At 58.7% G+C, this 23991-nt stretch carries 20 protein-coding genes; 14 read left to right on the plus strand and 6 right to left on the minus strand.

The annotated features are described in order from the left end of the window. The first annotated feature begins 22 nt into the window (after window positions 1-22). Together rapA and GQR90_RS16515 are read left to right on the plus strand one after the other, a co-directional pair. On the plus strand, window positions 23-2965 hold the full coding sequence (gene rapA / locus GQR90_RS16510; protein WP_158775043.1) for an RNA polymerase-associated protein RapA: 2943 nt from the start codon (window positions 23-25) through the stop codon (window positions 2963-2965). A gap of 159 nt (window positions 2966-3124) precedes the next feature. Beyond that, window positions 3125-3901 carry an RluA family pseudouridine synthase gene (locus GQR90_RS16515; RefSeq protein WP_158775044.1) on the plus strand — a complete coding sequence of 259 codons (777 nt, stop codon included), beginning with the start codon at window positions 3125-3127 and terminating at the stop codon, window positions 3899-3901. A 36-nt stretch (window positions 3902-3937) separates the two neighbouring features. Here the strand turns inward: GQR90_RS16515 and GQR90_RS16520 are convergent, their stop codons facing one another. Then, complete coding sequence (locus tag GQR90_RS16520; protein WP_158775045.1) at window positions 3938-4873, minus strand: TIGR01777 family oxidoreductase; 936 nt, start codon at window positions 4871-4873, stop codon at window positions 3938-3940. A 266-nt stretch (window positions 4874-5139) separates the two neighbouring features. Here GQR90_RS16520 and GQR90_RS16525 point away from each other — a divergent pair, with 266 nt between their 5' ends. The 12 genes from GQR90_RS16525 to fabB all read left to right on the plus strand — a co-directional run bounded on the left by GQR90_RS16525 (window position 5140) and on the right by fabB (window position 17074). Next, on the plus strand, window positions 5140-6330 hold the full coding sequence (locus tag GQR90_RS16525; protein ID WP_158775046.1) for an NAD(P)/FAD-dependent oxidoreductase: 1191 nt from the start codon (window positions 5140-5142) through the stop codon (window positions 6328-6330). 37 nt (window positions 6331-6367) lie between these two features. Further along, window positions 6368-6751 carry a sirohydrochlorin chelatase gene (locus GQR90_RS16530; protein ID WP_158775047.1) on the plus strand — a complete coding sequence of 128 codons (384 nt, stop codon included), beginning with the start codon at window positions 6368-6370 and terminating at the stop codon, window positions 6749-6751. 278 nt (window positions 6752-7029) lie between these two features. Continuing rightward, on the plus strand, window positions 7030-7941 hold the full coding sequence (locus GQR90_RS16535; RefSeq protein ID WP_158775048.1) for a MerR family transcriptional regulator: 912 nt from the start codon (window positions 7030-7032) through the stop codon (window positions 7939-7941). 48 nt (window positions 7942-7989) lie between these two features. After that, window positions 7990-9477, plus strand: coding sequence for a deoxyribodipyrimidine photo-lyase (gene phrB / locus GQR90_RS16540; RefSeq protein ID WP_233266354.1), 1488 nt, complete (start codon window positions 7990-7992; stop codon window positions 9475-9477). 75 nt (window positions 9478-9552) lie between these two features. Next, window positions 9553-10023 carry a nuclear transport factor 2 family protein gene (locus GQR90_RS16545; protein WP_233266355.1) on the plus strand — a complete coding sequence of 157 codons (471 nt, stop codon included), beginning with the start codon at window positions 9553-9555 and terminating at the stop codon, window positions 10021-10023. A gap of 161 nt (window positions 10024-10184) precedes the next feature. Further along, window positions 10185-10997: an SDR family NAD(P)-dependent oxidoreductase gene (locus GQR90_RS16550; protein ID WP_158775049.1), complete on the plus strand. Its 813-nt coding sequence runs from the start codon at window positions 10185-10187 to the stop codon at window positions 10995-10997. A gap of 89 nt (window positions 10998-11086) precedes the next feature. Beyond that, window positions 11087-12433, plus strand: a complete 1347-nt coding sequence (locus GQR90_RS16555) for an NAD(P)/FAD-dependent oxidoreductase (RefSeq protein ID WP_158775050.1) — start codon at window positions 11087-11089, stop codon at window positions 12431-12433. Continuing rightward, window positions 12433-13242: a DUF1365 domain-containing protein gene (locus GQR90_RS16560; RefSeq protein WP_158775051.1), complete on the plus strand. Its 810-nt coding sequence runs from the start codon at window positions 12433-12435 to the stop codon at window positions 13240-13242. Before GQR90_RS16555 ends, GQR90_RS16560 begins: the two co-directional genes overlap by 1 nt. Window positions 13243-13273: 31 nt before the next feature. After that, entirely contained in the window at window positions 13274-14557 is a 1284-nt protein-coding gene (locus tag GQR90_RS16565) for an SAM-dependent methyltransferase (RefSeq protein WP_158775052.1), read from the plus strand. A 2-nt stretch (window positions 14558-14559) separates the two neighbouring features. Beyond that, a complete protein-coding gene (locus tag GQR90_RS16570; RefSeq protein ID WP_158775053.1) occupies window positions 14560-15087 on the plus strand; it encodes a DUF2878 domain-containing protein in 528 nt (175 codons plus the stop codon). A gap of 240 nt (window positions 15088-15327) precedes the next feature. Then, window positions 15328-15843, plus strand: coding sequence for a 3-hydroxyacyl-[acyl-carrier-protein] dehydratase FabA (gene fabA, locus GQR90_RS16575; RefSeq protein ID WP_024952758.1), 516 nt, complete (start codon window positions 15328-15330; stop codon window positions 15841-15843). A 13-nt stretch (window positions 15844-15856) separates the two neighbouring features. Beyond that, the gene (fabB, locus tag GQR90_RS16580) at window positions 15857-17074 is read left to right on the plus strand and encodes a beta-ketoacyl-ACP synthase I (protein WP_158775054.1); all 1218 of its coding nucleotides are present in this window, start codon (window positions 15857-15859) and stop codon (window positions 17072-17074) included. Between the two features lie 108 nt (window positions 17075-17182). Here the strand turns inward: fabB and GQR90_RS16585 are convergent, their stop codons facing one another. From GQR90_RS16585 to GQR90_RS16605, 5 genes are all read right to left on the minus strand, one after another. Beyond that, window positions 17183-17950 carry a lysophospholipid acyltransferase family protein gene (locus GQR90_RS16585; protein WP_158775055.1) on the minus strand — a complete coding sequence of 256 codons (768 nt, stop codon included), beginning with the start codon at window positions 17948-17950 and terminating at the stop codon, window positions 17183-17185. 12 nt (window positions 17951-17962) lie between these two features. Beyond that, the gene (locus GQR90_RS16590) at window positions 17963-18847 is read right to left on the minus strand and encodes a sugar nucleotide-binding protein (protein ID WP_158775056.1); all 885 of its coding nucleotides are present in this window, start codon (window positions 18845-18847) and stop codon (window positions 17963-17965) included. A 62-nt stretch (window positions 18848-18909) separates the two neighbouring features. Beyond that, window positions 18910-21411: a bifunctional diguanylate cyclase/phosphodiesterase gene (locus GQR90_RS16595; RefSeq protein WP_158775057.1), complete on the minus strand. Its 2502-nt coding sequence runs from the start codon at window positions 21409-21411 to the stop codon at window positions 18910-18912. Between the two features lie 363 nt (window positions 21412-21774). Next, entirely contained in the window at window positions 21775-22428 is a 654-nt protein-coding gene (ssb, locus tag GQR90_RS16600; protein ID WP_158775058.1) for a single-stranded DNA-binding protein, read from the minus strand. An 87-nt stretch (window positions 22429-22515) separates the two neighbouring features. Next, window positions 22516-23931: an MFS transporter gene (locus GQR90_RS16605; protein ID WP_158775059.1), complete on the minus strand. Its 1416-nt coding sequence runs from the start codon at window positions 23929-23931 to the stop codon at window positions 22516-22518. Between the last annotated feature and the right edge of the window lie 60 nt (window positions 23932-23991).

The following is a 23991-nucleotide window of genomic DNA, read 5'->3' on the forward strand; positions in this document are numbered from 1 at the left end:
CTTTGTCCTACCCCGAGGCATCATGAGCGATTTCATTCCCGGTCAGCGCTGGATCAGTGACGGCGAGGCCGATCTCGGTCTTGGCACCATTCTCAATGTCGATTTCCGCACCGTCACCGTCCTCTTTGCCGCCAGCGAAGAAACCCGCACCTACAGTCTCCGCGAAGCACCCCTGACCCGGGTCGCCTTCGGTAGTGGTGATCGCATCCAATCCGACGATGGCGAATGGCTCATCGTGGACGACTTCAAGGAAGTGCGCGGCCAGATCATCTACATCTGCGAGCGTAGCGGCGACACCGCGGGTGAGCTTGTCGAGCTCTCCGAGGCACGCTTGAATGACAAGATGCAATTCAATCAGGCGCGTGACCGCCTGCTGACCGGCCAGGTCGACCGCAATGACTGGTTCGATCTGCGCTATCGCACGCTGCGCCACTTCCATCGTGTCGAGCAGAGCCCCGCGCTTGGCCTCTCCGGCCCCAAGGTCGACCTGGTGCCTCATCAGCTCTACATCGCCGATGAAGTCTCGCGCCGTCATGCGCCACGCGTCATGCTGGCCGATGAAGTCGGGCTGGGGAAAACCATTGAAGCCGGCCTGATCCTGCATCGGTTACTGATCAGTGGCCGCGCCAGTCGTGCGTTGATTCTGGTACCGGCCAGCCTGACTCACCAATGGCTGGTCGAGATGCTACGCCGCTTCTCGCTGGACGTGTCACTGCTCGACGAAGAGCAGTGCAAGGCTTATGGCACGCGCAATCCGTTCGAGGGAAATCAGATCATCCTCGCCAGCCAGGACTGGCTGTTTGCCAATCCGTCGCGTCAGGTGCAGGCCGCCGCGTGCGACTGGGACATGCTGATTGTCGATGAGGCGCATCATCTCGACTGGAGCGAAGACAAGGTCGGCCCGGGCTATGCCTGCGTCGAATCCCTCGCGCGTCAGACCGCTGGGGTGCTGCTGCTGACCGCCACGCCTGAGCAGATGGGCTTTGAGAGCCACTTTGCGCGCCTGCGCCTGCTTGACCCCGAGCGCTATCACGATATCGCGCGCTTCAAGGCCGAAGAACAAGGCTACGTGGCCGTCGCGACCGCCATCGATGCGCTGGAAGCACTACCTGCCGACCAGAACGGACTAGAAAGCCTCAGCGCGATGCTGGATGACAGCGACAGCCGCGCCCTGCTCGACACCCTGATGGATGTGGATGCCGACGACACCCAGCGTGACAGCGCTCGACGTCAGCTGCGCGATCAGCTGCTTGACCGCCACGGCACCGGCCGCGTGATGTTCCGCAACTCACGTAGCCATGTCGCTGGCTTCCCTGAGCGTCGCCTGCATGTCCACGAGCTGGAGATGCCCTCCTCCTATCGCCGCGTCGTACGCAAGCTGGAGCGTGACGAGGACTACCTCGACGACTTGCTGATTGAAACCGGCATGAACCACCCGGAAGTAGTGCTGTTCCTCGACGAAATGTATCGCGCGCTGCCGGACGACCGCATGAATGCCGAGCCGTGGTGGCAGATCGATCCGCGTGTCATGTGGCTATTGGAAACCCTGACGAACCTCGGCCATGAGAAGGCGCTGGTGATCTGTCACACCGCCGATACTGCTCGCGAGCTGTCTGAAGGCCTGCGCGTGCTGGGCGGGGTGCATGCACCTGTCTTCCATGAAGGCATGAGTCTGGTCGAGCGCGACCGTGCCGCAGCAGCATTTGCCTCCGAAGAGGAAGGTGTGCAGTTGCTGATATGTTCGGAAATCGGCTCTGAAGGACGCAATTTCCAGTTCTGTCACCATCTGGTGATGTTCGATCTACCGGTACATCCGGATCAGCTTGAACAGCGCATCGGCCGCCTCGATCGTATCGGCCAGCTATTCCCGATCGAAATTCACGTCCCCATCTTTGAAGGCTCCCCGGGTGCTCAGCTACTGCGCTGGTTCCGTGATGGCATGGATTCCTTCAGCGCACCACACGGGATCGGTAGTGAGCTTTATGCTCAGTTTGGTGACGAGCTGGAAGAAGCGCTGCTCGATAGCGAAGAAATCGACAGTATCATCACGCAGACGCGTGAGCGCTTCGATGCCCTGCAGGCAGAGCGCCAGTCGGGCCGTAACCGTCTGCTGGAGCTGAATGCCTGTCGCCATGAGCGTGCCGAGGAAGTCATCGCGGCCGTCAAGGTGCTTGATAACGACAAGGCTCTGCCGGGCTATCTGGAACGCGCCTTCGATATCTTCGGCATCGAGAGCCGTGATATCGGCAATGGCATCACTTATCTGGCACCGGGGCCGCATATGCTCGATGGTCTGCCGGGACTGGTGAAGGGTGAGGAAGGTTTCAGCGTCACCAGCGACCGTGCAACTGCGCTGTCACGCGATGACGTGCATCACCTGTCCTGGGAGCACCCGCTGGTACGTGAAATGCTGGACCGCATCATTGAAGGCTCCATGGGCAATACTGCACTGGCACTGCTCAAGCATCCGGCAATTCCCGGTGGCCGCCTGATGACAGAGGTCATCTTCCGCACGCAGTCCTCGGCGCCGCGCGGCCTACGCCTGGGTCGCTTCCTGCCGCCTACCGCTATCCGTGTACTATTGGATGAGGCAGGCAGCAACCTGTCTGGCAAGGTGTCCTTCAGCGGCCTATCCAAGAACCTCAAGCCGGTGAAGAAGGCTGTCGCGCGTGATCTGATCAAACAGAGCCACGCCACCCTGCGCAAGCTGATGAGCGATGCGGAGAAGGAAGCCGAGCGCGAACTGCCGAGCATCATCGAGCAGGCCCAGCAGCAGATGCGCGAGCAGCTGACCAGTGAACTGGCACGCCTGGAAGCACTGGCGAGCCACAATCCGGCCGTACGTGAAGAAGAACTCGAAGCGCTGCGTCAGGAACGTGCTGCACTCGACAATGCCATAGAGACGACTCGCCTGCGCCTCGATAGCGTGCGCGTGATTGTCACGGTGGATGCTCACGAACATTGATGGGGGCTTGAGCCTCCCTGCATGACCCACAAACGCCCCGCCTGCGACTCGCAGGCGGGGCGTTTGTCTTTCCAGGGCGGCCTTTCTGTACTTATGCATCCGAGCTTGTCAGATCAAGCCTCGACCACGATGATTCACTCTCACCGACAGAGCGTTTTCATGCAGACACCTATCTCATCGAGTGCCGATATGACGCTGAATGCTCTTCATGACACTCATGGCTGGCAAGGCGAACGGTTACAGGAAGAACGCGAGCGAGTGGCAGGGCTGAAACTATCGCTGCTGGCCGCTGGCGACGACTGGTGGGCGATCGACAAGCCTGCCGAGCTACCCTCGGTGCCAGGCCGTGACCCGTCTCGCTTCGACAGTGTGTACTCGCGCCTGTGTCAGCTAAGCAGCGACACCCGTGCGGTACATCGTCTCGACGTGGCCACCTCCGGAGTACTGCTGGTGGCGCGTAACGTCGAGGGCCAACGCCGCCTGTCGCGACTATTTCAGTCACGCACCATCGACAAGCGTTATGTCGCTGTCGTCGCTGGTCACCTTGCGCCAACAGAAGGCAGTATTGCACTGCCCCTGCGCTGCGACTGGCCACACCGGCCTCGTCAGATCGTCGACTTCGCTTACGGCAAGCCAGCACTGACCCACTATCATATCGAGCAATACCTGACGCTTCCCGGTCAGCGACCGGATGGCACCCCGCAGACACTGTCCTGCTCACGAGTGCTGCTAACGCCGCACACAGGACGATCACATCAGCTGCGTCTGCACCTGTTGGCGCTGGGCCATCCCATCATCGGCGATGCTTTCTATGCACGCGGCGCAGCGCTGAATGCCAGTCCACGCCTGCTACTGCATGCGGCACGGCTAACCATACCGCCAGCAGTCGATAGTGGCGAGCCCGCACTGATGCTTGAGGCACCGTTGCCATTCTAATCGCGACTGCATGTCTCTAGCTCAGTGCTGGCTACCTCAGTCCTTGTTCAGAATATCGGCAAGTGCCACATCAAGTGTCGGGTAGTCGAATTTGAACCCCGCGTCCTCCAGGCGGGCCGGCACCATGCGCGCACCTTCCAGCAGCAGTGTACTCATCTCACCCAAGCCCAGTTTGAGCGCTGCCGCCGGCAGCGGCAGGATAGCCGGTCGCCCCAGCGCGCGGGCCAATGCATGGGTAAAGCCCATGTTGGTGACCGGATGTGGCGCGCTGGCATTGAAAGCTCCATTCAGCGTGGTGTCCGTCAGCAGGTGCTCAATGATGCGAATCAGGTCATGGCGGTGAACCCACGGCATATAGTGGCGACCATCACCAAGACGCCCTCCAAGCCCGAACTTGAAGGGTGTCAGCAGTTTGGCAAGCGTGCCGCCATCAGCCTCCATCACCAATCCAATACGAATGATCGCCAGTCGTACACCACTGTCAGTCACCGGCATGGCCGCCGCCTCCCAGTCGCGACACAGACGGTGATTGAAGTCATCGTGAGGCGTGGCCTGCTCATCAATCTCGATATCACCCAGCTGACCCGCCTTGGGTTGCGCGCCGTAGTAACCCATCGCCGAGCCAGACACCATCACCTGCGGGGGATGCCCTTCGGCCGCCAGCTGCTCACACAGCATCACGAGATGTCCGGTGATGTTCAGGCGCGACTCTCGTAGCTCACGCTTATGCTCCTCACTCCAGCGGCGACCCGCAATCGACTCACCGGCAAGATTGATGATCGCCTCGGGCTGCCAATCCTTGAATGCCAAGGGTGTATCCGCGGCGGTGACAGTAAGCCCTTGAGCACCCAATTCACGCTCGGCACGCTCCGGATGACGCGACACGACTGCCAGCAAATGCCCAGCCGTGGCGAGATGGCAGCACAACGCCTGCCCCACGAAGCCGGTAGCACCAGTGATCAAAATACGCATGCTGTTTCTCCTTGCCGCTGGATGGCACTGGCGATGGGACATTGGGCTAAGCGCGAGTCACAGGCTTTCCGTCTGCACTTAGCACTACGCGCCATCAAACACTCTGACACATTGAACTCCCACCAAAACTATACATTTATTGTACAAACAGATACCAAGAAGTTAACTTTAGCGTAATACACCTTCAATCAGTAAGTAGCCGTCGTGCTAGCACATCAGCACTTACACGCCTCGCTATCCATGCCACTGCTCACAGGGAGAGCCCGATGTCAGTATCGTCCATCGCCATCATCGGCGCCGGTATCGCCGGTCTTTCTGCTGCGGCTGTCCTGGCCGCCAGCGGCCATGCAGTCACTCTCTTCGAGAAGGCACGCGGCCCCGGAGGGCGGCTCGCGAGTCGCCGCACTCCGGAGGGTCCCATCGATATCGGGGCGCAATACTTCACAGTGCGTGACCCACGCTTCGCTCACGCACTCGGCGACTGGCAAGCCGCAGGGGTCGTTGCGTCATGGGGCGAGCGCCTACTCAGCCTTGGCGATGGGGGCTGGATGACGCTAAAAGATCAGTCGCCACGCTACGTGGCCAGTCCACGCATGAGCGCCCTGAGCCGCCATCTGAGCGCTCAACTACCAGACAATGCGCAGCTACACAGCAACACGCGCATCACGCGCCTGGTGCCTACCGGTGATGATTGCTGGCAGCTGGAAAGCGCCGAAGGTCAACAACATGGCCCCTTCGCTCGCGTATTGATCACGGTACCAGCACCTCAAGCCATCGCATTACTCGCCACGGCAGGCACAGATGAAAAAGGGATGGCACGCTCACAGGACTCACTGGCACCTCATCTCAGCACAGCACTGGCGAAGATCGAGATGGCGCCTACCTGGACCGTCATGGCTGCCCTCAAGAGTTCACTGCCTCCTCTGAAGGGGCAAACTGACTGGCAAGGACTGTTGGTCAGTCGCGGTGATGACGTACCTCTGCGCTGCGTGATGCGTCAGCATTCGCGCCCCGGACGTGAGGCAGCCCGTTCAGAGACTAGCAAGGGCAGAGTGACCTCGACTGATCATGACCACGTGGCCGCCAAGGAAACTCTGAGCCTGCTGGCGAGCGCCGGCTGGAGTGAGGCACATCTGGAAGACAGCCCCGAGCAAGTCGCCAGTGCACTCTGGCGTGCGTTTTGCGCACTGCCAGACATGGCTAACCTGCCGCGAGAGGGCGATGGCGTCACACTGACGGCACATCGCTGGCGCTACGCACATCCCACGCACTGCGTACCGCCATCCATGACGACGACCCCTCTCGCGGAAAAAGGGCTGATGCTTGCCGGGGATGGCGTGCGTGGGCCACGCGTCGAAGATGCCTGGCTGTCCGGGCTTGAAGCCGCCGAGCAGCTAATTGAAGATCAGCTAATTGACGAGCGCGAGAATCCGGCAGGACAGCACGCCAGCAACTGATGCGCTGCCTCAACACCCTATTCACGAGGATACTTGCATGACTTCCCCCCCCGATAGCAGCGATGCCCTGATACTGCTGGCTCATGGTTCACGTGATCCACGTTGGCGCGAGCCCTTTGAGGCACTCGAGACCGCACTGGCGACTCGCCTGAAGCGTCCGACGCGCCTGGCGTACATGGAGTTGTGTGATCCGCTGCTGACGGACACGATCAACACACTGGTCGCCGAGAACGCGTCTCGCATCGATATTCTGCCGCTCTTCTTTGCGGCTGGGCGTCATCTGCGAGAAGACGTGCCCGCCATGCTTGAAGTCTCTCAGCATGATCACCCTGATTGCCCCATTGCATTGCTGGATCCTGTCGGTGCACATCCCGCCTTTGTCGAGGCCTTGATCCAGATTGTGGAGCAGCAAGATCGCTAAGTCGTGACTCAAAGAAGGGGCAAGCTAACGGTCAGAACAGGCGGTGTCATGCGTCATCTGAGCATGCGTGTGGGTGATGCGACGCAGTTAGGCGTTACATGCCACTTGTCAGGGTAGGGCTGCTGCGCCATCCTGATGCCCACATGTATAGCTAGTGCACAAGATGCATTGCTGGCATCCCGCAGTTCTTTGGTCGCGCCACTTTATTTTACTCTGTGTGTCGCCCTCACCAGTGCTTCATTCGGGATGCCTCGTCACCGCAAGAGGTAACATCATCCATGACTGACAAGGCCACGGAAACTGCCAGCTCTCCGCTGTTTCCGATCCGTGAAGTCTCACGCCTGACCGGTGTCAACTCGGTCACGCTGAGAGCCTGGGAGCGTCGCTACGCGTTGATAGAACCGCGCCGCACGCCCAAGGGGCATCGCCTGTATGCCCGTGAGGATATCGAGCGCATTGAGCATATCCTGCAATGGCTCAATCGCGGCGTGCCGGTCAGTCAGGTACGCGAGCTACTCGACCAGCCGCAGCCGGAAGCGGCACCGATGCCTGATGAGGGTAGCTGGAGCGGCCAACAGCAGCTGGCGATGGCAGCGATTGATGCGCTGGATGAGACGCGCCTGGCGGAACTCTATAACCAGAGCCTTGCGTTATACCCGGTCAGCAGTGTGGTTGAGCGTCTATGGCGACCGCTGGTCGAGCAACTGGAAGAGCGCAGTAGCGCCACCTTTGGTGCACGCCTGTCCCAGTGCTTTTTCGAAAGCTTCCTGCGCTCGCGCGTGGGGGCCCGCCTGGTATTTGCCAATCAGGAGCGCCATGCCCCGCATATCACGGTAACGCGCCTGCCTGACGAGCCGGGGCTATGCTGGCTGTTGCTGTTTGCATTGGTGGCCAGTGATGCGGGCTATCACGTCAGCTTGCTGGATGGCCCGTTGCCTTTGGCTGAGCTGCCACTGGCCGCTGAACGCCTCCAGGCGCAGGCCGTGATTCTGGTCGGCACACAGGCAGAACGTACCGAGGTCATGCGCCGCCAGTTGCCGCGCATCGCCGAACAATTGTCAGTGCCGCTGGCCATTACTGGCCCGGCAGCCCAGATTCGTCAGCAGGAGCTGGTGGGTGGGCCTGTTGAAGGCCTTGGCGCCGACCCCATTCAAGCGGTCGCTCGCCTGAGGTCGCTGATAGCCCGCTGAGCCCGAACTCCTGCGCGAGACTTACGTCATCATCGCCAAGGAGTTCGCGTGCCTTCATCTATCTCTGTTTCTACCCCCCCCACGGCCTCCGCAGAAGCGGAGGCTCTCCTGCAGCTTGTCTGGCTGCGCAGCGACCTGCGTGTACACGACAACACTGCACTCGCGGCCGCAGCGGCTCGTGGCCCGGTCGTTGCCGTCGTTGCTCCCTGCTACGCGCAATGGCGTCAGCATGGCCACGGCGCCAACAAGCTCGACTTTCTGCGCCGTGGCCTACACGTGCTGCAGCAGGCACTCGCCGGCTATCACATCCCCCTCAAGATTCTCGACTGCGATACCTTTGCAGAGGTCCCCGATGCTCTGGCCTCTCTCTGTAGCTCTCTGAATGTCGCTGCACTGCACTTCAACGACGAGTACGCCGTCAATGAGCGTGCACGCGATACCGAAGTCCGCCAGCGCCTCATTGACATGAATATCCGGCTACATCACTACACCGACATGATCGCGTTCGCGCCGGGCGAATTGCTGACCGGAAAAGGCGACTACTACGGTGTCTTCACGCCGTTTTCCAAACGCTGGCACAAAGAAGTCGATGCTCGTCGACTCGAGGTACAGTCAGCCCCTGCTGTACAGGCAGTACCCAGCGATACCGACGGACAACCCATCAATGGGGATGCCATTCCACCGCTGCCGGAAGATCTCCCCTCTCCAGTAGATGCCAGTCTGTGGCCTGCAGGCGAAGACGCGGCACAGGAACGCCTCGAACGCTTCATGACCTTCCGCGCGCGCCGCTATCACGATCAACGTGATCTCCCAGCCACACGTGGCACCAGCGAGCTATCAGCCTACCTGGCATTGGGCATGATTTCGGCACGACAGTGCTATGCCGCAGTCCGCGCAGAGAACGGCAGCATCTCAGATGGCGACGTTGGCCTGACCTCCTGGGTCAACGAGTTGATCTGGCGTGAGTTCTATCAGCACATCCTCGTCGGCTTCCCGCGCGTCAATCGCCATCGTCCCTTCCAGCGCCATACCGAAGCGCTCACATGGCGCGATGATGATGCAGGCTTCGATGCTTGGTGCGAAGGGCGTACCGGCTACCCACTCGTCGATGCTGCCATGCGCCAACTGGCTAGTACCGGCTGGATGCATAATCGCCTGCGCATGGTGACGGCCATGTTCTTGACCAAGCATCTGTTGATCGATTGGCGACGTGGTGAAGCCTTCTTCATGGCGCATCTGGTCGATGGCGAGCTCGGTGCCAACAATGGTGGCTGGCAATGGGCAGCCTCGACTGGCACCGATGCCGCGCCCTATTTTCGGATTTTCAATCCAACGACCCAAGGCGAGCGTTTTGACAAGGATGCTGATTTCATCGCCAATCTTGTACCAGAGCTATCCAGCCTGCCTGCCAAGCACCGCCATCAACCGAGTGATGAAGATCGTCACGCATGCGGCTATCCGCGTCCGATCGTCGACCACAAGGCAGCCCGTCTGCGTGCCCTCGACACCTTCAAGGCCTTGTCGAAAAGCGAGTAATCGCCACGCTTATATCGCGTTCTATGATGACCACTATTGCCAACACCTTTACACCATTGCTCAAGGATTCCTGCTATGCAGGCACTCCCCAAGGACATGAGTCCGGCGCTTGTTCGTGTATGCCGACTTTACGAAAAACTGGACAAGACCTCTACAGAGCTGCTGAAATCAGTCTACAGCGATGACATTGTCTTCCGAGATCCACTGCATGAAGTGCGAGGCATTCGTGCTCTCAACGCTTACTTCTCCGACCTTTATGCCAATGTCGAGTCGATAGCGTTCGTCTTTCATCAGCCGCTTGGGCCGCTCGACAGCACAGAGGAAGGCAGTGAATACGGACTGGCGTGGTTGAGCTGGACCATGACCTACCGTCACCCACGCTTGAATCGTGGCCGGGATATCACAGTAGAGGGAGCGTCGCGCCTTGAGTTTCATGAGGGGCGCATCCTCCGCCATCGCGATTTCTTCGATGCCGGCGAGCTGCTCTATGAGCAACTGCCCATTCTGCGCAACGTGATTGGTCTACTGAAGCGTCGACTGGGCTGACTGATCGGTGCAAAGGAAGTGTTCAAAGGAAAAGAAGCCCAAAGGAGCAAGATAAATCAACCACGAGCTGACATGCCGGACATCTGAAATACTTTCCGGTGCGTTACTCACGTCAGGACATCGCTCACAGCGTGTCCGCAAGCCTCAAGGAAGGAGACAGCATGTCCGGTGCCACTTCACACGCCCACTCCACAAGCCCAGCGACCCGTAAGCGTATCTGGCTGACAGGTGCCAGCTCTGGCATCGGAGAAGGCGTGGCTCGCCGACTGCTGGCTGACGGTCATCGCGTCGCAATAAGTGCGCGTTCGACCGATAAGCTGGAAGCACTCGCCCAGGCAGCAGCAGGCGGCCCCGGCGAAGCGCTGGTCGTGACGCTCGACCTGACTGACCGTGATGCCATCTGCCAAGCCGCGTTGCAGATAGAAGAGAGCTTTGGCGGGCTGGATCTGCTGCTATTGAATGCCGGCACCTGTGAATACCTTGATGCCCGTGATTTTGAGGCAGATCTCGTTCAACGAGTCTTTGCGACCAATTTCCATGCTGCCATTGATGTCATCGAGAGTGCCCTGCCGCTATTGCGCATGGCAGCCGCCGAGGGCGGCGAACGGCCTCAGCTGGCTGCGGTTTCCAGCGCATCCGCTTATCTGCCCCTCCCGCGCGCAGAAGCATATGGTGCATCGAAAGCGGCGCTCAGCTACTTCCTTGAGTCCCTACGGCTGGATCTGGAGGCGCAAGAAATCGACGTCAGCATCATTCACCCAGGCTTTGTGAAAACGCCACTGACGGAGCGCAACGATTTCCCGATGCCCATGCAAGTGACCATTGAGCAGGCCGTTGATGCCATTCTCAAGGGCCTTGCCAGGCATCGGCTCGATATTCATTTCCCCAAGCGCTTCACGCTGATGGTCAAGCTGTTGGGCATTCTGCCGCAATCCGTTCGGCGTCGTATCGGACTGCGCATGACGCGCAGCTGATTCATGACGGTTGCCTGTCACCGAGGCCTTGTTAACCAGCTTTTGTCGGCCGCCTTTGTGGCAATACCTTTATTTGTATCAGGAGTGGCATGAACACATCCTCTTCGCGCTCATCGGCAGACCTGCCTCGCCAACGCATTGCCGTGATTGGCAGTGGCATCAGCGGCATGGCCGCCGCCCATTACCTCAATCGCCATCATGAGGTGCATGTCTTCGAATCTGCGGAGCGACTGGGCGGCCATACCGCCACCATGCAGGTGGAAACGTCCGATGGGCGTGAGTGGGCGATCGATACCGGTTTCATTGTGTTCAATGATCGCACCTACCCCCATTTTCTGAGTCTGCTAGAGCAGCTCGGCGTGCCCTACCAGCCGACCGAGATGAGTTTCTCGGTGCATTCGACCGCTCAGGATTTCGAGTACAACGGCCATACCCTGCTGTCGCTGTTCGCTCAGAAACGCAATGTACTGCGTCCCCGCTTCTATCGACTGTTGCGTGACATCCTGCGCTTCAACACTCAAGCAGCCGCTGATCTCGACAACGGCAAGCTGGCCAGCGGCGCGACACTGGGCGAGTACCTGGAGGCCAATCGTTACTCACAAGTGTTTCGAGACTACTACCTGCTGCCGATGGGTGCCGCGATCTGGTCCGCCAGCATCGAAGACATCGCGCGCTTCCCACTGGTCTTCTTTGTGCGCTTCTTCCGCAATCACGGCCTGTTATCAGTCAATGATCGTCCTCAGTGGTTCACGTTGGTGGGAGGCTCAAGTAGCTATATTCCTCAGCTGACCGAGCGCTACGCCGAGCACATACATCTAGGCTGCGAGCTACGACGCATCACGCGTGATGCAGATGGCGTGACACTGGAACACGTCGATGGTCGCAGCGATCGTTTTGATCAGGTCGTGCTGGCTTGCCACGCGCCACAGGCGCTGGCACTACTGGATGATGCCAGCGATGTCGAGCGCGAGGTGCTCTCCGCCATCACGACTCAGCGAAATGAGGTCGTCATGCATACCGATACCTCGCTGTTGCCCAAACGACGTGCCGCCTGGGCGAGCTGGAACTATCGCCTTGACGGTCGAGAAGATGCGCAGCGCGTCAGCGTCACCTATGACATGAATATCCTGCAGCGCCTCGACGATACCAAGCATCCGCCACGCGACACCTTCTGCGTGACACTCAATGACAGCGATGCCATTGATCCAACCAAGGTGCTTGGGCGTTATGCCTATGATCACCCGCGCTTTACGCTGAAAGCCGAGGCTGCCAAAGCACGCTTCGCGGAAATTTCAGCCGTTGAAGGCAGCGTCGGAGGCCCGGTGGGGCGCACACATTTTTGCGGTGCCTGGTGGCGTAACGGTTTCCATGAAGACGGTGTATGGAGTGCATTGCGTGTTGCAGAGGCACTCGGTACCCGCGAGGCAGACGATTGATGACACCCGCCAGTCGCATCGGCTACGGCACATTGCGTCACCGACGCCACGCGCCACGCGAGCATAGCTTCCGCTATCGCGTGGCCATGGCCTGGTTGGCACTGGACGAAATGCCATTACTGATGAGCGGTCAACGGCTCGTCAGTGCCAGTCATGCGGCACCGCTGGCCTTTCGCGAGAAGGATCATCTGCCAGCAGATATTCATGGGCTAGCGGCTGACTCCCTTGAAGAGCGGGTACGTGAAGCCTGCACGCGAGAACTGTCACGCGAAGGGGATAACGCTCCGCTACCGGCGGGCCGCATCTTCCTATTGACTCAACTACGCCATTTCGGCATCGGTTTTAACCCTATCCGGCTCTATTACCTCTACACCGTAGAGGGCCAGCTGGGAGCTGTACTTGGCGAAGTCACCAATATCCCATGGGGCGAGCGAGTGCTATACGCCTGGCGCACCGATATCCATCGCCGCATGCAGACAGCCTGTTTCGACAAACGCATGCATGTCTCGCCCTTCATGCCGATGGGCATGCGCTACCACTGGCGCTTCAATGACCCCTGCAAGGGACAGTTATTGCTGCAGATGGAGAACCATCCACTGACTGACGACACGGCGCGTATTTCTGAACAGGTGGTCTTCGATGCAAGCCTGAGCCTGACGCTAGAGCCAGCAACCCCCCGCGCCCTGACCCGACTGCTACTGCGCTTCCCCTGGATGACGCTCAAGACCGTGGCAGGCATTCATTTCGAGGCACTGCGTCTGGTGCTCAAGCGTGTGCCGATCTTCGATCACCCACGCGCCCAGCCATAGTCTCAGTACCCGTCATGAGGAACTCACCATCATGAGTCATTTCGAATCCGTACCGCCCAGTCCTGCGACGACCCATCTGCCGACAGACCGTCTGACTCGATTGCTACGTCCACGCCTACTGCGCATGCTGAACTCGCTGGAGGGCGGCACGCTGACCGTACTGGAAGGCCATGAACGGCATGTGCTGGGCAAGGGCGGTCCACGTAATATCACGCTGCGCATCAATGACTCACGCGCCTGGCGGCGCATGGCACTAGGTGGCACCGTCGCGGCATCGGAAGCCTACATGGACGGCCAGTGGGAGGCGGATGATCTCGTCGGCCTTATTCGCCTGTTCGCCTTCAATCTGGAACAGGTCAACAGCTCAGTAGATAGCGGTACCTCACGCTTCTCAAAATGGGCACTCAGTGTGGCGTATGCACTGGCGCGCAACACGCTGGAGGGCTCGAAACGCAATATCTCGGCCCATTATGATCTCGGCAATGACCTGTTTACGCTGTTCCTCGATCATGAACATCGGATGTACTCCTCCGCCGTATTCCCGACCCCTACCGCCAGCCTCGAAGAGGCCTCAACACATAAGCTCGAGCGACTGTTCGACATGTTGGCGTTAGGGCCAGAGCACCACCTGCTGGAAATTGGAACAGGCTGGGGAGGACTTGCACTGCATGCGGCCAAGACGCGCGGATGCCGTGTCACTACCACGACGATTTCCGATGAGCAGCATGCTTATACGGCAGCGAGAATCGCTGAAGAGGGTCTCGAGGATCGCATTACGCTGCTCAAGCAGGATTATCGTGCGCTGGAAGGTCGCTTTGATCGTATCGTCTCGGTAGAAATGATCGAGGCAGTGGGCCATCAGTACTTGCCCACCTACCTGAAAACACTGGAGCGACTGCTCACGCATGACGGCCTGATCGCGCTCCAGGCCATCACGATCCGTGATCAACGCTTTGCCGCCGCACGCCGCGAGATGGACTTCATCAAGCGTTATATCTTCCCGGGGGGGTTCTTGCCCTCACATGGCGCCATTCTGACTGCCATGCAGCGTGATACTCAGCTCAACCTGCTGCAACTCGAGGATATCGGGCTGCATTACGCCGCCACGCTCAAGGTATGGGGGCAGCGCTTCGAAGCGCGTCTAGGAGACGTCTACGCACAGGGCTATGACGAGCGATTTGTACGTATGTGGCGTTACTACATGGCTTACTGCGAGGGCGGTTTCCGTGAGCGCACCATCGGCACCTGCCAGCTACTATTGGGCGGACCCAATGCACGCCCGATCCAGGCAGGCCTGACAGACTGGAACGCCTGAGCATGCTGGCACCTAACACGCGCCTCTTACTCAATGCCGGCCTTTTTCAGCTTGGCTGGTTCAGTTGCGTTCTGGGAGGATCGCTGGTCGCCACGCTGATGGCGCCGTTGATATTGGCGTTTCATCTGGCGGTCATCGTCCCCGCCCATCAGCGCCGTCGCGAATTACGCTGGCTCATCGGCTTTGCAGCATTGGGGATGGTAATTGATGGTAGCTTGTCACTGGCAGGGGGGTATTCACTAACACCGAAAGCCTCTGTCGGCTGGTCACAGTGGCTACCACTCCCCGTCTGGATGTGGTGGCTATGGCCACTGTTCGCCAGCACCATTCATCATGCACTCGCCTGGCTGTGGAAGCGTCCGTGGCTGGCAGCAGCTGGCGGGGCAGTCAGTGCGCCACTCTCATACTATGGGGGCGCCCAGTTCGCAGGCATCGGTCTTGCAGACTGGCTGCTGCCGGCGCAAGCCCTCATCTGGGGCGTAATGTGTCTCGCCATTGCGCGACTGTCAGTTGAGCGGCAGAGGGCCTAACCGAGCAAGTCTCTCAACAAACGTCTGCCGTCACTCTCATGGAAATATGATGCCACAGTGGTGATACCATGCGTCCTATCGACCGCTTTAGCCCAAGCTGCAGGACATATTTGCACCTGGCCTTGCTGCCCTTTAGTCTGACCCCCACGTGCATTCACGGGGGCCAGCCATTAGACTAGCCCCATTCGGGCGCTGATGCGCCTCGTACGGTATAACCATCCCGCTACTCGGAATGACTCAGTGACCAAGCAACACTCTTTTACTCACGACGAGCTGCTGGCCTGTGGCCAGGGCGAACTCTTCGGCCCAGGCAATGCTCAACTGCCTGCCCCCAACATGCTGATGCTAGATCGCATCACTCACATTAGTGAGGAAGGCGGCAGCCACGGCAAAGGTCAGCTGATCGCTGAGCTGGATATCTCCCCGGACCTGTGGTTCTTTGACTGCCACTTCCCGGGTGACCCGGTGATGCCCGGCTGCCTGGGACTTGATGCCATGTGGCAGCTGGTTGGCTTCCACCTCGGCTGGCTCGGCAATCCGGGGCGCGGTCGCGCACTGGGCTGCGGTGAGGTCAAGTTCTCTGGCCAGGTGTTGCCGACGGCCAAGAAAGTGACCTATACCATCAACATCAAGCGAGTTATCACTCGCAAGCTGATCCTCGGCATTGCCGATGGTACAGTGACTGTTGATGGCCGCGACATCTATCAGGCCAACGACCTGCGCGTCGGTCTGTTCACCTCCACTGCGAACTTCTGAACGGGAGGCTCCCATGCGTAGAGTGGTAGTCACCGGGCTGGGCATTGTTTCCTGCCTGGGCAACGATCGCCAGCAGGTCCTGAATTCGCTCCGTGAAGGGCGTTCTGGTATCCGCCGCAAAGAGGAATACGCCGAACTGGGCTTCCGTAGCCAGGTTGCCGGCGTTGTCGACATCAACCTCGAGGACCATATCGATCGCAAGCAATTGCGCTTCATGGGCGATGCAGCGGCTTACGCTTACATCTCCATGGCGCAGGCGATTGCCGATTCTGGCCTCAGTGAAGAGCAGGTTTCAAACGAGCGTACCGGCCTCATCGCTGGCTCTGGCGGCGCCTCCTCAGCGAATCAGGTCGAGGCGGCAGATATCATGCGCGCCAAGGGCCTCCGTCGTGTCGGACCGTACCGTGTGACACGTACCATGGGCTCCACCGTTTCCGCCTGCCTGGCCACGCCGTTCAAGATCAAGGGGATCAACTACTCGATCTCCTCAGCTTGCGCGACGTCGGCTCACTGCATTGGCAGCGCGGTCGAACAGATCCAGCTGAACAAGCAGGATGTGGTATTTGCCGGTGGTGGCGAAGAAGAACACTGGACTCTGTCTTGTCTATTCGACGCCATGGGTGCCCTCTCCACCCACTACAACGATGCACCAGAAACAGCGTCACGCCCTTATGACAAGACCCGCGACGGTTTTGTCATTGCCGGTGGCGGTGGCATGTTGGTGCTTGAAGAGCTGGAGCATGCCAAGGCACGTGGCGCCAGGATTTATGCTGAAGTGACTGGCTATGGTGCAACGTCTGATGGCCACGACATGGTCGCTCCGTCTGGCGAAGGTGCAGCACGTTGCATGCGTCAGGCGATGGCAACCGTGAATGGCAAGATCGACTATATCAATACTCACGGCACCTCGACGCCGGTGGGTGATGTAGCTGAACTCAAGGCCATCCAGGAAGTCTTCGGTGCAGACAGCCCGGCGATGAGCTCGACCAAATCGCTGACGGGCCACTCACTGGGTGCGACTGGCGTGCAGGAAGCCATCTACTCGATACTGATGATGGAAAACGACTTCATTGCCGCCTCTGCCAATATCAGCGAGCTGGATGACCGTGCTGGCGGTCTCGACATTGTCACGACCCGTCGCGATGGTGTGAAGATCGACCGCATACTGTCCAACAGCTTCGGCTTTGGTGGCACCAATGCCTGTCTGATTCTGGAACGCTTCGAGGACTGACCAGCGTTACTGGTCGTCATGAGCTGCACGTTGCAAATGGTACGATGCAAAAAGGCCGCCCTTCGGGGCGGCCTTTTTCGTTCCAACATGACACAGAGCGGTGCACTATCAAACGCCAACACTGTCCGCCGGAGCTTCAGCCTCTAGCGGTGGGCGCTGTACTTGAGAGATCTCCACCAGCGTTGCCTCGACCCATGCCTCAGCTTCAGCGACTACCACATCCGGCTTACGTCCTGTCGTTTCGATGGCAGGACCAAATACGACATTGAGCGTACCGGGATGTTTGATCCAGCTATCGTTGGGCCAGATTTCACCCGCGTTGTGAGCAACTGGCACGACTGGTACGCCTGCACGACACGCGATGGCAGCACCGGACTTGTTGAACTTCTTGCGGCTACCCGGTGCAATGCGAGTCCCCTCCGGGAAGATCAATACCGTGAAACCATCCTTCAGGCGCTGTGTGCCAACGGTCAGCACTTGCTTGAGTGCCTTGGCAGGCTGAGTGCGATCCAGCGGAATCGGCTCCAGTAGTTTCAAACCCCATCCGAAGACGGGAATCTTGAGTAGTTCTTTCTTGAGCACGGTACACAACGGACGTTTGACGACCTGCAGGTAGATGGTTTCCCACTCGCTCTGGTGGTTGGCCAGCAGCACACAGGCGCCTTCTGGCACCTGCTCACGACCGCTGACGTGCACGGTTACACCGCAGGTGAGGCGAAACCACCACAGCACAATATGGTTGTAGCTATGCAGTACACGATATCGTGCCTTGAGCGGCAAGCAGGCCGCCAGTGGTACCAACACAACAGCACTCAACAGCAGCGCCATGAAATAACCAAAATAGAACAGCACACTACGCACCGCATTCACAGGCATGATCTCCGCATGTCAGGTAGGGTCAGAAATGGAGGCGGTGGGTGCGCGCTGCGCAATCCAATCATCCAGCAAACGAGAAAGCTCGAGGCGCCATGGCTTCTGGTGAACACCAAAAGTCTCTAGCACGCGTCGGCAGTTGAGAACACGGCGGAGCGGCGTGCCGGAATTCAGAGTCAGTGCCCGGAGCGGTCCTGGCACGACCGTCTCACCGATACCTTCCAGACGTGTGACTAGCTGAGTACGCACGATGCTCACGAACGCGTAGGCACTGATCGGCTCGGTACCGGCGAGGTGATAGGCGCCCCAGGAGTCTGCACCACAGCGCTGCTGCTGCAGTATGCCAATCAATGCCATCGCCACGGCATCGACACTGGTCGGACACAGAACGACATCCTCCGCTGCACGCACTTCTTTTCCCGCCAGCAGACGTTCGATCAACGTCGGCAACCATGCATCTCGCCCATCGGGGCCAAACAGCGGACCAAGGCGTACAATCAAATGATGTGGCAGTTCAGCGCGGATCCGATCCCCTGTTGCCATGACACGACGCAAGGCAGTATCAATAGGGGACGGAACTTCCTCTTCGTCCAGCAGGCCTTCCCCGCCCTGCTCGAACATTTGATCGGCCACACACCACACCAACGGAGTCTCTGTCTCAATACAAGCGGCCAATACCGCCTCTACCGCCTCGGCATGGGCAGTGACATCTGCCGGCGCGGCATCCGCTGGACTGACAAAAGGCGGTACGATGACGACATCAGCATGGCAAGCGCGAATGTCGGCTACGCCAATACGATCAGCATCGACGACATTGAGCTCAAGATCAGCGCGTGAACTAGCCGTACGAGCCAAGCCGAGGCTCAGGCAATGCCCGGCATCAAGCAGCAAGAGTTTCACAGGCACACTCCAGCAAACAGGCGCATCGATGCAAGGGGCGTCGATGCAAAGGCCATATTCTATCAACCTTGCGCGCTGGCTGCAGGCCCGTTATCACGTGGCACACCTAGAGAAAAAGAAGAGCCAAGTGGCTTGGGGCGGCCCACGCCATAGCCCTGCACAAAATCGACGCCAATCTTCTCAAGAGCCGGTAGCAGCTCGGCACGCTCAACGTACTCCGCTACCGTGATAATGCCCATCTGCGTACAGATCTGGCAGATGGCAGAGACAATGGCAGCATCCAGACTGTCGCGAGTGAGGTTGCGAACAAAAGCCCCGTCGATCTTGAGCTGGTTGATCGGCAACTCCTTGAGATAAGCAAAAGAAGACATGCCGCTTCCGAAGTCATCCAGCGAGAAGCTACAGCCCAGGCGGCGCAAACTGTAGATAAATTCGCGAGCCTGCGTCATGTTCCTGATGGCAGCTGTCTCGGTGATCTCAAAGCACAAGCGCTGGGGCTCGATCGTGCTCTGACTTACCAGCTCAATCAGCTTGTCCCGCAACTTCAAGTCCCCCAAGCTCTGCCCCGAGAGATTGATTGCCAGTATGGCATCCGATTCAAGACGTCCGTCGTTCGCTTCCAACACGTGAAGCGCCTCAGTGACAACCCAGGTATCGATGGCAGGCATTAGGCCGAAACGTTCAGCGGTCACCATGAAGTGAGCCGGTGCAAGATGCTCGCCAGCATCGTTGACATAGCGCAGCAATACCTCGTAATACGGCTGGCCCGCTGGAGTGCTCAGTGAGCGAATAGGCTGGATATAAAGCGTGAAGCGGTTGTTTTCCAATGCGTCGTGCAGCAGCGGTAGCCATTGTACTTCGCGTTGCGCGCGCTCAAGACTGGCGTCCCCATCCAGATAGCTGTGTACCTGATTACGCCCGTTCTGCTTGGCCATATAACAGGCGGTATCCGCCTGACGCAATACATCAGAGGCCTGATACTCTCCGTCTATAGGCGATACACCGATACTGACCCCCAGCTGGAACGGGCGCCCTTCATCGTAATAGCGATACTGGCTTATCGCTGCACATAAGGCCTCGGCCCGCTCCATCGCCTGCTCTCGAGTACACCGATACAACAGGATGGCAAATTCATCCCCTCCCAGACGCGCCAATATATCGGAATCACGCACGTGTGAGCGCATCAGTGCCGATAACTCACGCAACACAGTGTCGCCAGCAGCATGTCCACAGGTGTCATTGATGACTTTGAAGAAATCCAGATCCAGATAGAGAAGCTGATGGCCGCCACCGTCACCAATCGACGTACTCAATGCGTCATCGAAGGCGCTACGATTATGCAAGCCTGTCAGGCTATCGTGGTACGCCTGGAAATTGAGACGCCGTATCATGGCCTGCCGGTAACTGATGTCACGAAATACCAACACGGCACCGTCGATATCACCATTGCGATGGCGAACGGGCGATGCCTTGACCTCCACAGCACACTCACTCCCGTCACGCGCGACCAGCAGCGTCTGCGTAGACATATGTACCACTTCGCCATGACTCAAGACGCCATCGAGCTGAGCGTCCAGTGACTGAAGCGTACCTTCATGCCGTAGCTGCAGGATTCGTGCCCAAGGCCGTTGTCTCGCAAGTGATGGATCCCACCCACACATCCCTGCCGCAATCGGATTGATATGCTGGATCAGACCGTCACGATCAAGGCTAATCACTCCTTCATCTATGGAGTCCAGCATCACTGTGACTCGGTCACGCTCGTGGCGCAGCTTCCGGGTACGATTCTCCAATAAGTCATTCACGCGTGAGCGGTAATGAGTGCTGCGCCGAATGCGTTGCTCAGCGGTGATGGCCAGCAGAGTCAGCCCCAGCACTGATAGCGTTGCCACACCGATGGAAAGCGCCAACCAGAGATGCTGGCCTTCTGCTGGAAGAGCGCCGGAGAGTGGTGTGACAGCGATGGGAGTCATCTTCATTGCGGCCATACCCAGATAATGCATCCCCGAAATACTCAGCCCCATCAGGCATGCCGCTAACGCTTGATACGTTCTACGTGGGCGACGCTGATGCAGAAAAGCGCTTCCCACCCATAGCCCGGCGGTCGAGGCGGCAATGGCGACCAGTACCGAGAGCGACAACAGCAGGTCATCGTACTGATACGTCATATTCATCTGTACGGCCGCCATGCCGGTGTAGTGCATCATTGCGATGCCACTACCCATCACGACACCGCTCCCCGTCAAGAGAGATGGCGTCACATGTGGCAGGGTATTGACCCATAGCGCCAATCCCGACGACAACACCGCAATCAGCATTGACAGTGCCGTTAGCCCCAGCCCGTATGACATCGGCACGCCTGTCTGGTAGGCCAGCATACCGATGAAGTGCATCGACCAGATGCCTAGCCCCATCGCAAGCGTCCCTCCCAGTAACCAGCCGAGATTACTGGCGCGCGAGGTCGCTAACGCAACCTGCCGAATGAGTTGCAACGCGGCATGAGAGGCAAGGACGGCGACGACGATCGAGAGCACTACCAGGGAAGGGGAATAACTGCCATGCATGGATAGCCTCAATCATCAGTGGCACGCCACAGTAGACAAGAAATGTGGGCAAATACGTCAATGGAAATAGCAGTCTACTCGGAGGCACCGTCAGAGCGGACATTTTCCGTGTTCTACTCTCAACGACTGCTCGCTGTTGATTAACACCAAGAAATAGTCTGCTGGTCTCCCCCCTCTACGCTCATCACGATGATACAGATGTCATGCTATAAAATATTTTTCCTCTAGTCTGTGAGCAGTTCATCGCAGCACACTAGATAACAGTTACGGTCATCGGCAGATGCCCCATTCGCTGAAACCAAAAGCCCCCGCTCAGGGCGGGGGCTTTAAACAGAATGTCACCAAGTTATCTAGCAGTACTTGCTAGAACGGAATTTCATCATCGAAGTCATCGAAGCTGCCTGCGGGCGGCGCCCCAAAGTTATTGTTCTGTTGATTCGCCGGCTGGGCTGGGTTGGACGATTGCTGACCACCAAAGCCTCCGCCTTGCTGCGGAGCAGGTTGCTGACCACCCGTATTGCCGCTCTGCTGAGCAGATTGTTGGCCTCCGAAGTTGCCGCCCTGCTGTGGTGTCGCGGCAGACTGTGACGCTGCCTGCTGCTGGCCGCCGAAGTTACCACCTTGCTGCGACGATGCCTGCTGCGGACGGCCACCACTGAAGTTACCACCACCGCCTTCACCGCGCGTGTCAAGCATCTGCATATCGTTAGCCACGATCTCGGTGCTGTAGCGATCATTGCCGCTCTGGTCCTGCCACTTACGCGTCTGCAGACGACCTTCAATGTATAGGCGCGAGCCCTTTTTGACGTACTGCTGAGCAACCTCTGCCAACTTGTTGAACATCACCACGCGATGCCACTCGGTACGCTCCTGACGCTGACCGCTCTGACGATCATTCCAGGTATCGGTGGTAGCGAGGTTCAAGTTGCATACCGCGCTGCCAGACGGAGTGAAACGGACTTCCGGGTCTTGACCGAGATTACCGATCAAAATGACCTTGTTTACGCCGCGAGCCATGGGGATTACTCCTGCAAATAGACCAATGCGCATCTGGCATCGGAGAAGGTATCAAGTGCACCGGTAACAATTTCCCGATGTCAGGGTTCAGCTGGCAGGTACCTCGGTACCTGCCGGTGTCTCATCGTCACGCTGGCGTGTGAAGCGCGCCAGCGCCTTGTCATCTAGTGTATCGCGTGTGACCTTCAGGTAGGCGACCTGTTCCTCCTGCACTACCAGTACCTCTTCCACGCCAGGAATAGCTAGCAACCTGGAGTGCAGCTCGACGGTCGGCAGGCAAGATGCTTCGCGGGATAATCCTACGACTTCACTGGCTAGATGCCGTGGTGGCTGCATGCCCCAGACAGCCGCAAGCCAGAGTAGTGACAACAGTCCCATGGCGATAAAAACACCACTCAAGCCGAACTGGCCTGTCAGCCAGCCACCACCCACACCACCCACAAAGGCACCGAGGAACTGACTGGTCGAATAAACGCCCATCGCCGTGCCCTTGGCGCCTGCCGGTGCCAGCTTGGAAACCATCGACGGCAGTGTCGCTTCCAGTAGATTGAAGGCAACAAAGAACAGCCACAGGACAGCGAGAAACATGGTAAGTCCGGCATGCTCAACACCATCCACGCCCAGCAGTAGCAGGCTGATGGCGATGGTCGCGACCGCGCCAAGGAAAACCGGCTTCATACGTCGATACTTCTCAGCCACAATGACTAGGGGGAGCATGGCGACAAATGCCAGTCCCATCAAGGGTAGGTAAATCCAACCATGGTGTGCCGGCTCAATGCCGAAGTTGACCAGCTGCTGAGGAATGGCCACAAAGCAGGCCGTAAGGATCATATGCAGCGCGAATATCGAGATATCCATCCGTAATAGTGCTGAATTCGCCAAGATGCCCTTGAGCTGGCGACGATCAAGCCCCACATCCTGATGTTGACGCTTCGGTGCAGCAGGTACCAACTTCCAAAGTACGAGTAGACTGGCGACAGCCATTACCGCTGTTAACCAGAAGACGCCTGACAGACCGAAGGCATCCGCGGCCAAGGGGCCGACCACCATGGCTAGCGCGAAAGCCAAGCCGATCGACATGCCAATAGAGGCCATCGCGACAGTGCGAACCTCTTCACGCGTCTGATCGGCCAGCAACGCCATGATGGCTCCGGCAACTGCACCGCTGCCCTGCAAGCAACGCCCGAGGATGATCATCTCGATACTGGTCGCCGTCGCGGCGACGACCGAGCCAAGAATGAACAATCCCAGCCCGAAGCCGATGACGGCCTTGCGACCAAGACGGTCAGATAACCAGCCAAACGGTATCTGCAGTACGGCCTGAGTCAGGCCGTAGCCACCAAGCGCAATGCCTACCAGAGTCGGTGTCGCACCAGCAAGATCGCGGGTGTATAGCGCCAATACTGGCAACACCATGAACAACCCCATCATGCGCGTAGCGTAGAGGCTGGCAAGGCCAGCGATCGCGCGGCGTTCAGGGCCTAGCAGTTGAGAGGTCTTCATGGGCGGCGGCGGGCTCCGGAGCATGACAGTCTAGAAAAGGAGGCCGACCATACGGGTCGC

Origin of the sequence: Cobetia sp. L2A1, from assembly GCF_009796845.1 — a bacterium.
Lineage (GTDB): Bacteria > Pseudomonadota > Gammaproteobacteria > Pseudomonadales > Halomonadaceae > Cobetia.

Coding starts and splice junctions, on each gene's coding strand:
- fabB (WP_158775054.1), top strand. CDS start 15,857: ATGCGTAGAGTGGTAGTCACCGGGCTGGGCATTGTTTCCTGCCTGGGC.
- GQR90_RS16530 (WP_158775047.1), top strand. CDS start 6,368: ATGACTTCCCCCCCCGATAGCAGCGATGCCCTGATACTGCTGGCTCAT.
- GQR90_RS16550 (WP_158775049.1), top strand. CDS start 10,185: ATGTCCGGTGCCACTTCACACGCCCACTCCACAAGCCCAGCGACCCGT.
- GQR90_RS16595 (WP_158775057.1), bottom strand. CDS start 21,411: ATGCATGGCAGTTATTCCCCTTCCCTGGTAGTGCTCTCGATCGTCGTC.
- GQR90_RS16560 (WP_158775051.1), top strand. CDS start 12,433: ATGACACCCGCCAGTCGCATCGGCTACGGCACATTGCGTCACCGACGC.
- GQR90_RS16545 (WP_233266355.1), top strand. CDS start 9,553: ATGCAGGCACTCCCCAAGGACATGAGTCCGGCGCTTGTTCGTGTATGC.
- GQR90_RS16570 (WP_158775053.1), top strand. CDS start 14,560: ATGCTGGCACCTAACACGCGCCTCTTACTCAATGCCGGCCTTTTTCAG.
- GQR90_RS16555 (WP_158775050.1), top strand. CDS start 11,087: ATGAACACATCCTCTTCGCGCTCATCGGCAGACCTGCCTCGCCAACGC.
- GQR90_RS16535 (WP_158775048.1), top strand. CDS start 7,030: ATGACTGACAAGGCCACGGAAACTGCCAGCTCTCCGCTGTTTCCGATC.
- GQR90_RS16515 (WP_158775044.1), top strand. CDS start 3,125: ATGCAGACACCTATCTCATCGAGTGCCGATATGACGCTGAATGCTCTT.
- rapA (WP_158775043.1), top strand. CDS start 23: ATGAGCGATTTCATTCCCGGTCAGCGCTGGATCAGTGACGGCGAGGCC.
- GQR90_RS16585 (WP_158775055.1), bottom strand. CDS start 17,950: ATGCCTGTGAATGCGGTGCGTAGTGTGCTGTTCTATTTTGGTTATTTC.
- GQR90_RS16605 (WP_158775059.1), bottom strand. CDS start 23,931: ATGAAGACCTCTCAACTGCTAGGCCCTGAACGCCGCGCGATCGCTGGC.
- ssb (WP_158775058.1), bottom strand. CDS start 22,428: ATGGCTCGCGGCGTAAACAAGGTCATTTTGATCGGTAATCTCGGTCAA.
- GQR90_RS16565 (WP_158775052.1), top strand. CDS start 13,274: ATGAGTCATTTCGAATCCGTACCGCCCAGTCCTGCGACGACCCATCTG.
- GQR90_RS16520 (WP_158775045.1), bottom strand. CDS start 4,873: ATGCGTATTTTGATCACTGGTGCTACCGGCTTCGTGGGGCAGGCGTTG.
- GQR90_RS16525 (WP_158775046.1), top strand. CDS start 5,140: ATGTCAGTATCGTCCATCGCCATCATCGGCGCCGGTATCGCCGGTCTT.